The 14044-nt window shown below is 69.4% G+C and carries 12 protein-coding genes and 1 riboswitch; of the genes, 3 read left to right on the forward strand and 9 right to left on the reverse strand.

Translation table 11 applies throughout. From position 1 onward, the window contains the following. Positions 1–3 precede the first annotated feature (3 nt). The 3 genes from DNK54_RS16220 to DNK54_RS16230 all read left to right on the forward strand — a co-directional run bounded on the left by DNK54_RS16220 (position 4) and on the right by DNK54_RS16230 (position 1502). Entirely contained in the window at positions 4–552 is a 549-nt protein-coding gene (locus tag DNK54_RS16220) for a P-loop NTPase family protein (RefSeq protein WP_110208042.1), read from the forward strand. A 63-nt stretch (positions 553–615) separates the two neighbouring features. Then, positions 616–1236: a superoxide dismutase gene (locus DNK54_RS16225; protein ID WP_110208043.1), complete on the forward strand. Its 621-nt coding sequence runs from the start codon at positions 616–618 to the stop codon at positions 1234–1236. Continuing rightward, the gene (locus DNK54_RS16230; protein WP_110208044.1) at positions 1233–1502 is read left to right on the forward strand and encodes a hypothetical protein; all 270 of its coding nucleotides are present in this window, start codon (positions 1233–1235) and stop codon (positions 1500–1502) included. The genes DNK54_RS16225 and DNK54_RS16230 overlap by 4 nt, the downstream gene beginning before the upstream one ends. Positions 1503–1535: 33 nt before the next feature. Here the strand turns inward: DNK54_RS16230 and DNK54_RS16235 are convergent, their stop codons facing one another. The 9 genes from DNK54_RS16235 to DNK54_RS16275 all read right to left on the reverse strand — a co-directional run bounded on the left by DNK54_RS16235 (position 1536) and on the right by DNK54_RS16275 (position 13992). Continuing rightward, on the reverse strand, positions 1536–2309 hold the full coding sequence (locus tag DNK54_RS16235; RefSeq protein ID WP_110208045.1) for a ZIP family metal transporter: 774 nt from the start codon (positions 2307–2309) through the stop codon (positions 1536–1538). Next, positions 2306–2731 carry a variant leucine-rich repeat-containing protein gene (locus tag DNK54_RS16240; protein WP_110208046.1) on the reverse strand — a complete coding sequence of 142 codons (426 nt, stop codon included), beginning with the start codon at positions 2729–2731 and terminating at the stop codon, positions 2306–2308. The genes DNK54_RS16235 and DNK54_RS16240 overlap by 4 nt, the downstream gene beginning before the upstream one ends. 4 nt (positions 2732–2735) lie before the next feature. After that, positions 2736–3737 carry a ribonucleotide-diphosphate reductase subunit beta gene (locus tag DNK54_RS16245; RefSeq protein ID WP_110208047.1) on the reverse strand — a complete coding sequence of 334 codons (1002 nt, stop codon included), beginning with the start codon at positions 3735–3737 and terminating at the stop codon, positions 2736–2738. A gap of 97 nt (positions 3738–3834) precedes the next feature. Continuing rightward, on the reverse strand, positions 3835–6444 hold the full coding sequence (locus tag DNK54_RS16250; protein ID WP_110208048.1) for a ribonucleoside-diphosphate reductase subunit alpha: 2610 nt from the start codon (positions 6442–6444) through the stop codon (positions 3835–3837). 125 nt (positions 6445–6569) lie between these two features. Then, positions 6570–6784: riboswitch (cobalamin riboswitch) on the reverse strand. Between the two features lie 45 nt (positions 6785–6829). Next, positions 6830–7627: a precorrin-6A synthase (deacetylating) gene (gene cobF, locus DNK54_RS16255; protein ID WP_110208049.1), complete on the reverse strand. Its 798-nt coding sequence runs from the start codon at positions 7625–7627 to the stop codon at positions 6830–6832. Then, the gene (gene cobN, locus DNK54_RS16260; protein ID WP_110208050.1) at positions 7624–11409 is read right to left on the reverse strand and encodes a cobaltochelatase subunit CobN; all 3786 of its coding nucleotides are present in this window, start codon (positions 11407–11409) and stop codon (positions 7624–7626) included. Before cobN ends, cobF begins: the two co-directional genes overlap by 4 nt. Continuing rightward, positions 11406–12122 (reverse strand): (2Fe-2S) ferredoxin domain-containing protein, encoded by a 717-nt coding sequence (locus DNK54_RS16265; RefSeq protein WP_110208181.1) that lies wholly within the window; start codon positions 12120–12122, stop codon positions 11406–11408. Before DNK54_RS16265 ends, cobN begins: the two co-directional genes overlap by 4 nt. After that, complete coding sequence (locus DNK54_RS16270; RefSeq protein ID WP_110208051.1) at positions 12119–12943, reverse strand: ABC transporter ATP-binding protein; 825 nt, start codon at positions 12941–12943, stop codon at positions 12119–12121. Before DNK54_RS16270 ends, DNK54_RS16265 begins: the two co-directional genes overlap by 4 nt. Continuing rightward, positions 12940–13992, reverse strand: coding sequence for a FecCD family ABC transporter permease (locus DNK54_RS16275; protein ID WP_110208052.1), 1053 nt, complete (start codon positions 13990–13992; stop codon positions 12940–12942). The genes DNK54_RS16270 and DNK54_RS16275 overlap by 4 nt, the downstream gene beginning before the upstream one ends. Positions 13993–14044: the final 52 nt, after the last annotated feature.

Genomic DNA, 14044 nt, shown 5'->3' on the forward strand with positions numbered 1-14044 from the left:
AGCGTGCTGGACGCCGACGACCCGCAGCCCTACCGGGCCCGGCGGATCCTCGTCGCCGGAGTCAGCGGCGCCGGCAAGACCACGTTGGCCCGGCGGATCGCGACACGTCTCGAGCTCCCGCACACGGAGATCGATGCGCTCTACCACGGCCCAGGATGGACGCCGCGCCCGACGTTCCTCGACGACGTGCTGGCGCTCGTCGCCGCGCCGGCGTGGGTCACCGAGTGGCAATATGCCAGCGCCCGCCCGCTCCTCGCCGAGGCCGCCGACCTGATGGTCTGGCTCGACCCGCCCTTCCGCCAGACCATGGCGCGGATCACCCGGCGTACGCTGCGCCGCCGCCTGCGCCGCGAGGAGCTGTGGAACGGCAACGTCGAGCCACCCTTGTGGACCGTCTTCACCGATCGCGACCACGTATGGCGCTGGTCGATCCGGACTCGCCGCGAGTACGACGAGCTGGTGCCCGCCGCAGCCGCCGCGAACCCCGCACTGGTCGTCGTCCGGCTGCGGAGCCAGGCGGAGGTCGAGCGCTGGCTGGCAAGACTCACGTAGCACTCAACGTGACCCACCCTGCCCTTGTTGCAAATACTTTGCAACAAGGGCAGGGTGGGTCGCATGGCTGACTACGCGCTCCCCGATCTCCCCTACGACTACGCGGCACTGGAGCCCTACATCTCCGGCGCGATCATGGAACTGCACCACGACAAGCACCACGCGACGTACGTCAAGGGCATCAACACGACCGTCGAGCAGCTCGCCGAAGCCCGCGAGGCCAACTCGTTCGCCGGACTGTCGACGTTGGAGAAGAACCTCGCGTTCCACCTGGGCGGCCATGTCAACCACTCGGTGTTCTGGCCCAACATGAGCCCGGACGGTGGCGACAAGCCGACCGGCGAGCTCGCGCAGGTGATCGAGGAGTTCTTCGGTGGCTTCGACAGCTTCCGTGCCCACTTCGAAGCCACCGCGCTCGGCGTGCAGGGCTCGGGATGGTCGGTGTTGACCTGGGACATGGTTGCCCAGCGGCCCTACATCATCCAGCACTTCGACCACCAGGGAAACGTGCCGATCTGCATGGTGCCGCTGCTGATGCTGGACATGTGGGAGCACGCCTACTACCTGCAGTACAAGAACGACAAGGCCACCTTCGTCAAGCAGTGGTGGAACGTGGTGAACTGGGCCGACGTACAGACACGGTTCGAGAGGGCACGCACCCAGACCCCAGGCCTGATCCTGTGACCAGCGATCAGCGGTCGGCCCAGCTGCGCCCCGTCGTGCTGGCGGCCCAGCGGGTCGCAGGGCTGGTGGCCGCCCGTGCACGAGCCGACGCGGAGGGGACCCGGACGCTCATGCTCTCCTTCGACGATGCCCAGGAGCTCGCCGGTGGCGCGCTCCTGGTCGCCGAACTGTCGATGGGCCTGCTGTCGCGCGCGACGGGTGAGTCGCTTGACGAGTGCGTTGCGTCGCTCTGCCTCGAGCTGGAGCAGGCGCTCGGTGTGCCGTGACGACCGGTCGACCGTCGCGCCAGCGAGGACCGCTCAGGCAAGGCGGAGCAGCGCCAGGCTGAGAGTCATCGTGCCGGCACCGGCCAGGAAGGACACCAGCGCCGCCCCTGCGGTCGCCAGCCGATAGGCGGTGGGCAACAGCTCGGTGACGGCGAGGTGCAGCATGACGCCCGCGATCAGACCGAAGACGACGGCGTACGCCGATGGAGGGAGCAGCGCGATCAGGAGCAGGTAGCCGAGCAGCGCACCTACCGGCTCGGCCAGCCCGGAGAGCGCCGCCGCGGCAAGGGCCCGGCTCCGCCCCACTCCCGCGCCGTAGAACGGGGCGGCGACCGCGACCCCCTCCGGCACATTGTGGAGGGCGATGGCGATCGCCACCGCCGCTCCGGAACCCGGATCCTCCACCGTGGCGACGAAGGTGGCCAGGCCCTCGGGAAGGTTGTGCGCGCTGACCGCGATCGCCACCACGATGCCGCTGCGCAGCAGGCTGCTGCGGTCCGGCTCGGCATCCGCGGAGTGGGGTTCGTGCCGGCGATGCCTGCGCTGAAGCACCGCTGTGAGCACGGATCCGAGGACCACCAGTCCCAGCGTCACCCCCCAGGCCGCCCGGCCTCCCCAGGCGGCAGTCAGGCCCTGGGCGCCTTTGGGAACGATCTCGACCAACGACACCAGCAACATCGCTCCGGCCGCGAACCCGAGCGCGGCCGCCAGCCCGGCATCACTGCGCACGCGACGGTGCACAGCGGCCAGCCCTCCCAGCGCCGTGGCGGCTCCGGCCAGCGCCGTGAAGGCGAACGCCGTGATCATCGCCAACCCCGCGCCCAGGCGACCACAGCACGCACCAACGGATCGGCGTCATCGCCCAGCGCATCCAGCAGCTCGCCGGGGACGGAGGGGTTGGCCGCCACCCAGCCCCGCACCAGGGGATCTGCATCGCCCGCGAGCATCCGCAAGACTCCCGCAGGCGTGCTGCCGTTGCGCGCCACGCACCGTCGTACCCCTGCCTCCGGGTCGACCGCGAGCGCGACCAGCACCTCTTCCGGCGCGTGGTAGGAAAGCGCGGCACTCTCTCTGATCACCGGTGCGGGCGATGCGGCCAGGGCACGCACGCGGCGTACCTTCCCCTCGCTCGCCGGGGGCGAGACGAACGCCGACAACGGAGGTCCGTCCGGCGTGGAGGCGGCCAGGGAAGCACGTTGCTGCGGCGTGAGGAAGCCCATGCACGACATGGGGCTACGCCTGCTTCGCGTTGACCTCGTAGGAGGTGTTGATCGACTCGAAGAAGTTCACCAGCTGCAAGGTGTCGTTCGCCGTGGCCATCCACTTCGCCGGATTGGCGACGTTGTAGTGCGCCTCGAAGCCAAGCTCCTCCAAGCGCCGGTCGGCGAGGTAGCGGACGTACTGGTTGATGTAGTCCGCGTTGAGGCCGAGGATCCCGCTCGGCAAGAGGTCACGGTTGTAGGCCTCCTCCATCTCGACGGCGTCGAGCACCATCTGCCGGATCTCCTCGGCGAACTCCGGCGTGGCGATGTCGGGGTTCTCCTCCAGCACCGTGAGCACCAGGTTGATGCCGAACTTCAGGTGCAGCGACTCGTCGCGCACGATCCACTCGATGAGGGAGCCGAAGTTGCGCAGCAGGTTCCGCTGGCGGAAGCTCAACGCGACCATGAAGCCGGAGTAGAACCAGATGCCTTCGAGGATCACGTTGTAGGCGATCAGGTTGCGCACGAAGTCCTGCTTGCCCTCGGTGGTGGTGATGTCGAGAGTCTGCTCGGTCATCCGCTTGATGAAGCGGACCTGGAACTCCTCCTTCGCCACCATCGAGGGCACCGTCACGTGGGAGGCGTACGCCGCCTCCCGATCGATGGGGAACGTCTCCAGGACGTACTCGAAGCTCATGCAGTGGTTGGCCTCCTCCCACATCTGCTTGGCCAGGTAGAGATGGCACTCGGCCGCGTTGACGTAGGGGTAGACGCCGAACGCCAGCGCCTTGTTGACGAGCAGCTCGTTGGGGTTGAAGTAGCTCATCAGGAAAGTGAGGGCGCTGCGCTCCTCCTCGCTCATCCGCTCGAAGTCGCCCAGGTCCTCCCCCAACTGGATCTCGTTGGGGAACCACGTGTTGGCGACCGCCTGGTCGTAGAGCTCCATCGCCCACGGATAGGTGACAGGCTTGAGGAGCAGCCCCTCCTCGATCCCGGTGCCGAGGATGCCGGTGCGGATCTGCGTTTCAGTCATCGTTGTGCCTTTCGAAGAGTCGGAGTCCCGCAGGTCGAGCCTGTCGAGACCGGTTGCGGACGTGGTCTCGCCAAGCTCGACCAGCGAATCGGCTCGTTTACTGGCAGGACTCGCACTGGAGCCGCTCCATCGGGTCGATCGGGCACTGCACGTCCTCGACCACCTCCAGCTCCTGCACGTTCTCGGGGACGACGGGGGTCTCGACAGGCTCGACCACCGGAGCCGTCTCCACCCCCGAGGCCGTCTCCACCACCGAGGCCGTCGCGGCGAAGCCACGCTTGGCTGGAGCGGCGGCGCCGAAGCCGCGGCGCAGGCCGCCGGAGGTCGAGCCTGCCGAGACCTGCTCCGCCTTGTTGACCTTCACCGTGGACTGCTCGGCGGTGTGCCGGGGCATCATGTGCAGGTAGTAGGTGGTCTTCACACCCAGCCGCCAGGCCTCGGAGTAGAGGTCGACCATGTTGTTGACCGAGCGGTCGGCCAGATAGATGTTGCGGCTGATCGCCTGGTCGATCCACTTCTGCGCCCGCGCAGCGACTTCGAGGTAGGCGACGCCGGGAAGCTGGAACGAGGTCTGGTAGATCTCCACCAGCTCGGCGGGGATGTCGTCCCGCTGGGCGGCCACTTTCGACAGGTCTCCCTGGTGACGGAGCAGGTCTTCGCGCACGTCCTCCCAGATGCCGGCGAGCCGCAGGTCCTCGACGAGGTTGCGGTTCACCTCGAGGAACTTGCCGGAGCTGGTGGAACGGCTGAAGATCTGGCTGAACTGCGGATCGAGGCCGGGTGTCGTACCGGCGACGAGGCCGATGGAGGCAGTGGGCGCGATGGCGAGCAGGGTGGAGTTCCGGATACCGCCCTTGACCTTGGCGCGTAGTGCGTCCCAGTCGAGGCGGGTACGGCGGTCCACGGTCACCTTCTCGCCGCGGTCCTGCTCGAGTCGGTCGAGGGTGTCGACCGGCACGAGTCCACGACTCCACCCGGAGCCTTCGAAGTTCGGGTAGGCGCCGCGTTCGCGGGCGAGGTCGGCGGAGGCGTCGATGGCGTGCCACGACACGAACTCCACCAGCTGGTCGATGAGGTCGTAGGACTCCGGCGAGGCATAGGAGTAGCCGAACCGCTCGACGATGTCGGTGAAGCCCATGACCCCCAGCCCCAGCGCCCGGTTCTGCTCGTTGGAGTGCTCCGACTCCGGCACCGAGCTGATGGTGATGTCGATGAGGTTGTCGAGCTGGCGCACCGCGGAGCGGGTCGAGGCGGCAAGACGGTCCCAGTCGACACGCGCGTGCTGCCGGCGGCCGGTCACGTGACGCGACAGGTTGATCGATGCCAGGTTGCAGACGGCGACGTTGTCTCGGTCCTGCGGCAGCGTGATCTCGGTGCACAGGTTGGAGAGGTGGATGGTGCCCGTGTTGTCGTTGAGCGCCCGGGTGTTGATGGTGTCCTTCCACGTCAGCCATGGGTGCGAGGTGGACTGCAGGCTGGTGAGGATGGCCTTGAACTGCTCGCGGGCGCCGATCTTCTTGTGCCGCAGCATCCCGGCCTCAGCAGCCTCGACGTACTCTGCGTAGCGCTTCGAGAAGGCACTGCCGGTGAGCTCGACGAGGTCAGGCACATCGGCCGGGTCGAAGAGGTACCAGGCGTCGTCGCGGTCGACGCGCACCATGAACTCGTCGCTGATCCACACGGCGGTGTTCGCGGTACGGGTACGGCGGTAGGGGTCGCCGGAGTTCTGGCGCAGGTCGAGGAAGGCCGGGAAGTCGAGGTGCCAGTTCTCCATGTAGAAGCAGAGCGCGCCGAACTTCTTGCCGCCGCGGCTCACCGCGCGCAGCGTGGAGTCGATCGTGTGCATGAACGGGATCGGGCCCGTGGAGGTGGTGTTGTTGGACTTGATCGGGGAGCCCTCGGAGCGGAGCTTGGTGACCGAGAGACCGATCCCGCCGGTGCCCTTGGTGAGCCACATGACGTCGCGCACCGACTTGGCGATGTGCTCGATCTCGTCCTCCATCTGCATGACGAAGCAGTTGGAGAGCTGGGCGTAGGAGGTGCCGGCGTTCACCAAGGTGGAGCCCGCGGCGAGGTACTCCAACCGTGACATCCGGTCGTAGAAGCCGAGAGCGGCGCTGGTCGGTTCCTCCTCGTTGAGGGAGAGGCCCATGGCCACGCGCATCCAGAAGAACTGCGGCATCTCCATCGGGCGGCCGTCGGGAGCCGACAGCATGTAGCGCACCCGCATCGTCTGCACACCGATGTAGCGCAGCAGGTCGTCGCGATCGGGGTCGAGCGCGGCACCGAGACGCTGCAGGTCGAACAGCTCGGTGAGCCGGGAGTCGAGCAGGCCGAGCTCGACTCCACGGACGACGTACGCGACGAACGCCTCAGCGTGGAAGGCGTAGACCTCGTCACGGGTGACACCCTCACCGAAGATCGCCTTGTAGAAGCTCTTCACCAGCAACCGGGAGGCGATGGTGTCGTACGCCGGGTCGTCCTTGACGTTCTGCAACGCCACCTGCACGACAGCCTCGTCGAGCTGCTCGCTGGTGATCCCGTCGAAGAGCGTGATCTCCAACTCCGAGCGGAGCTGGGTCGCGCGGGCGACCTCGTGGTCGAGACCGGCTGCGGCCTCCTCGATGGACCGGGCGATCTCGTAGCCGTCGTACGGCGCCCTGGTCCCATCGCGCTTGACGACGGTGATGCTGGCTTCGGTGCTCATTGGTCCACCCCTCGTGAATCCGCTGCGTTCGCTGTCCGCGGGACGCGAGGGGACGCACGAACCAGGCAGAGGCCACCGTGCGTTTCGATCCCCTGACCTTCCCTCGAGGTCGCGGACCTCCACCGATAGGCGGTGGAGCACTGGCAGGTCTTCGGACTCGTGGGCTCATCTCGCGATACCTACTGTCCGTCGCTTCCCAGGGCCGTGATCGGTGGTCCCAGTGCATGTGACGGAGGTCGTTCCCACTTACCGCTGCGGGGCAGTCCCGGATTCTCACCGGGTTCCCTCTTACGACGACCCGTCTGGATGACGGACCGAACCAGCTGCGCGACCACTATATACAGGGAATGACAACGATGTAACCCCCCACATCTAGTGAGACGGGCTACGCCTCGGCGTCTTCGAGGCAGCGCAGCAGATAGGTCTCCATCACCCAGCCCGAGGCGTTCCGGGCGCGCTCACGGGCACGATCGATCTGCGCGAGTACGCCGCCCAGCGGGCCGCTGACCAGCTCCTCGGCAGGGGTGCCGAGGTTCGCAGACCACCAGATCCGCCACCGGTCGGGCGCGGGGAGGTCACGGGCGGCGAGCGACCCGTCGAGCATCACGACGATGTTGGGATGCCCCTCGGCAACCGCCTCCGCCAGCCGCCGGCCGGTGGTGATGAGGACCGGCTGCCCGACCTCGTGCAACACGATCCGGTGCCGGGCGGCCAGCAGCTGGGGTGCTGCCAGCCCAGGGAGCACGTCGTAGTCGAAGTCGAGGCGGCCGCGTTCGAGGACCTGCTCGACGACGCGGATCGTGGAGTCGTAGAGCGACGGATCGCCCCAGACCAGGAAGCCGACGTCGCCGGGGCGCTCCAGCAGCACCCGTTCGTAGGCCGCTGCTCGGGCCTCGTGCCAGTCACGCACCGCGGCGCCGTAGTCCCGCGGGTCGCGATCGCGCGGTGGATCCGGCACCTCGACGAGGGCGACACCGGCCGCGTCGCACAGCGCCTGCCGTACGGCCAGCAACGGGTCCTTGTGGGGTGGATCGCTGTCGCCAGGTGGCAGCGATCCACCCGGATGTCGGTGCTTGGCCGCCGCGACCACGTAGTCGACCGACGCCAGCGCCGCTCTCGCCTCGCCCGTGAGCTGGTCGAGCGAGCCGGAGCCGATCCCGATCAGCCGCACCCGTCGGGTCACTCGCGGTCCTCCAGGTCGCCCTCGATCTCCAGGTGCACGGCCTGCATGGCAGCGAGCACCTCGGGGTCCGGTTCCTCCCAGAGGCCACGATCAGCGGCCTCGTGCAGCCGCTCGACGATCCCTCGCAGCGCCCAGGGGTTCGCCTCGCGCATGAACTCCTGGTTGGCCTCGTCGAGCACGTACTCACGGGCCAGCTTGTCGTACATCCAGTCGTGCACGACCCCGGCGGTGGCATCGAAGCCGTAGAGGTAGTCGACCGTGGCGGCCAGCTCGAAGGCGCCCTTGTAGCCGTGCCGTTGCATCGCGTTGATCCAGCGCGGGTTGACCACCCGGGAGCGGAAGACCCGGGCGGTCTCCTCGGCGAGCGTCCGGGTGCGCACGTCCTCAGGCGTGGTCGAGTCGCCGACGTACGCCCGCGGGGCCTTGCCGGTCAGCGCGCGCACGGTGGCGATCATCCCGCCGTGGTACTGGAAGTAGTCGTCGGAGTCGGCGATGTCGTGCTCGCGGGTGTCGATGTTCTTGGCGGCAACGGCGATCCGCTTGTAGTTGGCGTTCATGTCGTCGGTCGCGGCGACCCCGTCGAGGTCCCGACCGTAGGCATAGCCGCCCCACTGCGTGTAGACCTCCGCCAGGTCCTTGTCGTCGCGCCAGTTGCCGGCCTCGATGACCTGGAGGATGCCCGCGCCGTAGGAGCCGGGCCGGGAGCCGAAGATCCGCATCGTCGCGCGCCGCTGGTCACCGTGCTCGGCAAGGTCTGCTCGGGCGTGCGCGCGCACGAAGTTGGCCTCGTCCGGCTCGTCGAGCTCCGCGACCATCCGCACGGCGTCGTCGAGCATCGCCACCACGTGCGGGAAGGCGTCGCGGAAGAAGCCGGAGATGCGCACGGTGACATCGATCCGTGGCCGGCCCAGCTCCTCGAGGTCGATCACGGTCAGGCCGTTGACCCGGCGCGACGCCTCGTCCCACTCGGGACGCACCCCGATCAGGGCGAGCACCTCGGCGATGTCGTCGCCGGAGGTCCGCATCGCCGAGGTGCCCCACACCGACAGGCCGACCGATCGAGGCGGCTCTCCGGTCTCCGCGACGTGCCGGGCGACCAGGGACTCGGCCATTGCGGAGCCGGTCTCCCAGGCAAGCCGCGACGGCACGGCGCGCGGGTCGACGGTGTAGAAGTTGCGGCCGGTCGGCAGCACGTTGACCAGACCGCGCAACGGCGAGCCGCTCGGCCCGGCAGCGATGAAGCCGCCTTCGAGCGCATGCAGGACCGCGTCCATCTCGTCGGTGGTGCGGTCCAGCCGGGGCACCACCTCCGTCGCGGCGAAGGTGAGTACGTCGACCAGGTGCGAACCGGTCTCCGGCTCCAGCTTCGCTATCACCTCGGTGATCGCCGTCGGCTCCCAGGCGCGCTCCTCCAGCGCCTCGACCAGAGCGCGCGCTCGCGCCTCCAGTGCGTCGGCCGCGGCAGTCGTCCTGGTCTCGACAGGCTCGGTCTCGACAAGCTCGACCACCGAGGTCTCGACAGGCTCGACCGCCGAGGCCAGTGCCTGACGCAAGCCCGGCACCGCCGCCTGCTGGCCGCCCCAGATCTGGCTGGCACGCAGGATCGCCAGCACCAGGTTGACCCGTGCCTCCCCCGCAGGCGCCTGGCCCAGCACGTGCAGCCCGTCGCGGATCTGGGCGTCCTTGACCTCGCACAGCCAGCCGTCGACGTGCAGCAGGAAGTCGTCGAACTGCTCGTCTTCGGGACGGTCCTCGAGCCCAAGGTCGCGGTGCATCTCGGCAGCCTTCATCAGGGTCCAGATCTGACCCCGGATCGCCGGCAGCTTGGCCGGGTCCATCGCCGCGATGTTGGCATACTCGTCGAGCAACTGCTCCAACTTGGCGATGTCACCGTAGGACTCCGCCCGGGCCATCGGCGGCACCAGGTGGTCGACGATGACCGCGTGCGCCCGCCGTTTGGCCTGGGCTCCTTCGCCGGGGTCGTTGACGAGGAACGGGTAGATCAGCGGCAGATCGCCGATCGCCGCATCCGTGGCGCAGTCCGCCGAGAGGGCCGCGTTCTTGCCGGGCAGCCACTCCATCGACCCGTGCTTGCCCAGGTGCACCACGGCGTGGGCGCCGAAGCCACCGTCGCCGGAAGGCGCGGCCAGCCAGCGGTAGGCGGCCAGGTAGTGGTGGCTCGGCGCCAGCTCGGGGTCGTGGTAGATCGCGACGGGGTTCTCTCCGAAGCCCCGCGGCGGCTGGATCAACAGCACCACGTTGCCGGCACGGAGCGTGGCGAGCACGATCTCGCCAGCGTCGTTGACGAAGAGCGAGCCCGGTGCCTCGCCCCATGCCTGGGCGATCTCGCCCCGCAGCGAGTCGGGCAGGTCGGCCGTCCAGGCGGCGTACTGCTCGGGGGTGATGCGCACATGGCTGTCGGTGAGCTGGGCGGCGGTCAGCCACTCCTCGTCCTGCCCACCGGCAGCGATGAGGGCGTGGATGAGTCGGTTCCCCGCATCGGTCTCGTCGGGGAGGTCGAGCAGCTCGGTCACCTCTCCCCCGGCGTCTCCGAGGTCGTAGCCCTCGTCGCGGAGGCGGCGCAGCAGCCGGATCGCCGAGACCGGGGTGTCCATGCCGACCGCGTTGCCGATCCGGCTGTGCTTGGTGGGATAGGCCGAGAGCATCACCGCGACTCGCTTGTCCGCGTTCGCGATCCGACGCAGCCGGGCGTGGTTGACCGCGATGCCGGCGACCCGGCGACAGCGCTCCTCGTCCGCGACGTACCGCGGGAGGCCATCGGCATCGATCTCCTTGAACGAGAACGGTGCGGTGATGATCCGGCCGTCGAACTCCGGAATCGCGATCTGGTTGGCCGAGTCCAGTGGGGTGACACCGTCGTCGTTCACCTCCCACTCCTCCCGGCTGGAGGTGAGACAGAGCCCTTGCAGCACCGGGATGTCGAGCGCCTTGATCCGTTCCACATCCCACGCCTCGTCGTCACCACCCGCGCTGGCCGCCCCCGGTGTGGAACCGCCCGCAGCCAGCACCGTCACGACCAGGGCGTCGAGCGTGCCGAGCGCGTCGAAGAGCTCGTCGGGGGCACTGCGCAGGGACGAGGAGAAGATCGGCACACCGACCGCCTCTCCGGTCGCGTCGATCGCATCGGCGAGCGCGTGGGCGAAGGCGTTGTTGCCACTCGCCTCGTGGGCGCGGTAGTAGAGGACGCCGATCCGGGTCTCGACAAGCTCGACCACCGGAGAGGCCGACCCGACCGCCGGAGATGCTGACCCCACCACCGGAGAGGCCAGCTCGAGCGTCGCGGAGGACCGGTCCGGGCGGGGGGCGTAGCCCCACTCGGGGAGGACGGCGGGGGGCTCGAATCCCTCGCCGGTGAGCAGCACCGTGTCGGAGAGGAAGGCGTGCAGGTTGGCGAGGTTGGCCGGGCCGCCCTGGGCCAGGTAGGCGTGCGCCTCGGCGGCGGTTCCCACCGGCACCGTCGAATGGCTCATCAGCTCGGCGTCGGGGGTCTGCTCGCCGCCCAGCACCACCACGGGCACCCCGGTCGCGTGCACGGCCGCCAGACCGTCGGCCCAGGAGCGCGCCGTGCCGAGGATGCGGACCACGACCAGGTCGGCGTCGGCCAGGAGCCCGGGCAGGTCGGCCACCTCCAACCGGGCCGGGTTGCCCAGCAGGTAGGACGCGCCGCACGAGCGCGCGCTCAACAGGTCGGTGTCGCTGGTGGAGAGCAGCGCGATGCGCACGGCGTACGGCGTCTCGCCGGTGGACGACGGGGTGGTCATGACGGATCCTCCTGGGATCGGTTGCGGGGCAGGCGGTGGTCGGCGACGGGCTCGCCACCGACCAGGTGCTCGTGGGTGATCCGGCGCACGGCGTCGGCATCGACGGCGCCGTACCAGACGTCGTCGGGCTGGACGCTCAGCACCGGAGCGTGGTTGCAGGGGAACTGGCACGCGGTCTGGGTGACCAGCACGTCGTCGTCGCCGAGGCGGTGCTCCATCAAGGCCCGCACCAGGGCTTCGGCGGTCGCGTCGGAGCCGCGGGCGGTGCAGCGCGGCCCACGGCAGACCAGCACCTGGTGTCGATGCGCCGGAACCTCGTCCCACGCTGCGGAGGTCAACGGCGCCTCGCTTCCGTGGATCGGCCGGGTCACCTCACGCACCAGGTCGAGAACGCCCGGGGTCTCGGCGTCGTTGCGCAGCATGGCGGTGGCGACCGTCACCTCGGGCGCATCGGGTCCACGCTCGCGCCACCAGTGGCCGGCTATCCGGCGCAACCACGAGGTCGCCGGGGCGAGGTGGCCGAGGCTGACCCCGACCAGCTCGATCCGCGGGGCACCGAGGTCGGCAAGCCGGGTGAGCTCCCGGGAGAGCGAGGGGTCGCCCACCTGGAGGAAGGCGACGGTGCCGCCGTGCGCCGCAGCCAACGCATGCAGCCGGTCGCGGTCGGTCACCTCGCGTGCCGACATGCCGACCAAGACCAGGGTGTCGTTCATCTCGAGCACCTCTCCGTGTCGAGCACTCCGTCGACTCGCACATGCAGCCGCGGGTGATGAGGGTGCGGCGCCACGGTGGCGAGCACGCCGTAGACGTCGGCGACCAGCCGGTCGGTCAGCACCTCGCCGACCGGGCCGGCCGCCACGACCCGGCCCTCGTCGAGCACCACAAGGTCGTCGCAGTACGCCGCAGCCAGCTCTAGATCGTGGAGTGCCGCGACGGTCGTGATCCCGGAGTCGCGCACCCGGGTGAGGAAGTCGAGCTGGTGCCGCAGATCCAGATGGTTGGTCGGCTCGTCGAGCAAGAGCAGCTGGGGCTCCTGGGCCAGGGCTCGAGCCAGGTGCACGCGCTGTCGCTCGCCGCCGGAGAGCTGTCGCCACGGGCGCTGCACCAGAGGCTCGATCCGGGTGGCGGCGATCGCGCGGTCCACCGCGGCCGGACCGTCGACATCTCGTTCCGGAAGCCCGGCGCGCAGGCGATGCGGCACCCGGCCCAGCTCGACGACCTGACGCACGGTCAGCTCCAACGCCGTGCCGGAGTGCTGCTCCACCAGCGCCATCAGGCGAGCTCGCTCCCGCGTACGCATCGCCAGCAGATCCACCTCACCCCAGCGGACGCTCCCGCTGTCGGGCCGCCGTACGCCGGAGACCAGGTGCAGCAACGTCGTCTTGCCCGAACCGTTCGGTCCGAGCAGGCCGGTGACCCGGCCCGGACGGAGAGTGAGGGAGGGTACCTCCAGGATCCGTCGGTCGCGGACCGACCAGCGCAGGCCGGTGACAGTCAGACCGGTCCGGGGCAGGTCCGTCTCAGCGAGACTCATCGTGCCTCCCGGTGGCGTCGCAACAGGTAGGCGAAGAACGGCGCTCCCACGGCTGCCGTCACCACCCCGAGCGGGATCTCCTGGCCGTCGACCAGCGTCCGCGCCCCGAGGTCCGCCCAAACCAGGAGGACCGCACCGACGAGCGCGGAGAGCGGGAGCAGCACACGATGTCGCGGGCCCACGATGGAGCGCACCATGTGCGGCACGATCAGGCCGACAAAGCCGACCGCACCCGCATAGGCGACCAGGATCGCGGTGACCAAGGCCGTGATCGTGAAGAGCAGCCAGCGCAACCGGACCACGTTGACGCCCAGCGAGCGAGCCGAGGTCTCCCCGAACGCGAAGGCATCGAGGTGGTCGGCAAGCGCGATGAAGAGCACAGCACCGATCAGCGCCACCACCGTGACCGCCAGCGCGGAGTTCCAGCGCATGCCCGCCACGGAGCCCAGCGTCCAGGCCAACACCCGACGGGCGGCGTCGTGCTGATCGCTCAGCATCACCAGCAGCGACGTGTAGGCACCGGCCACCTGCCCGACCGCGACGCCGGCCAGCACCAGACGGGCCGGCGGCAGCTCGCCTCGGGAGCCCACGGCCAGGGCCAGCACGAGGATGAGTGCCACCATCGCGCCGGCGAACGCCGCGAACGCGACAGCTGCCGAGCCGACGTACCCGGCGAACGAGACGCCGAGCACCAGCACGGTCACCGCGCCGACCGCGGCACCACCGGAGATGCCGAGCAGATAAGGATCGGCAAGGTCGTTGCGGGTCAGGGACTGGAGGACGGCACCGCAGACCGCCAACGCAGCGCCGACCGACGCCGCCCCCAGGACGCGCGGCATCCGCAGCTGCCACACGATGCGATCCTCCAGCCGGGTGACACCGAAGTCGAGGCCCAGGCTCTCCAGTCCGAGGCGCCGCAGCACGACGCCGGCCACATCAGGAACCGAGATCGAGACGGAGCCGATCCCCAGCGCGACCGCCATGCTGACGGCCAACACTGCGAACGCGAGCACCAGACCTATCGCGCTCCGGGCTCCGGCCCGCCGCATCGCGGGCTCCGTGCGGCTGGTCCCAGCCGACGGAGCCGGGGGTGCCGTCGAG

Origin of the sequence: Nocardioides daejeonensis, assembly GCF_003194585.1 — a bacterium.
GTDB lineage: Bacteria > Actinomycetota > Actinomycetes > Propionibacteriales > Nocardioidaceae > Nocardioides > Nocardioides daejeonensis.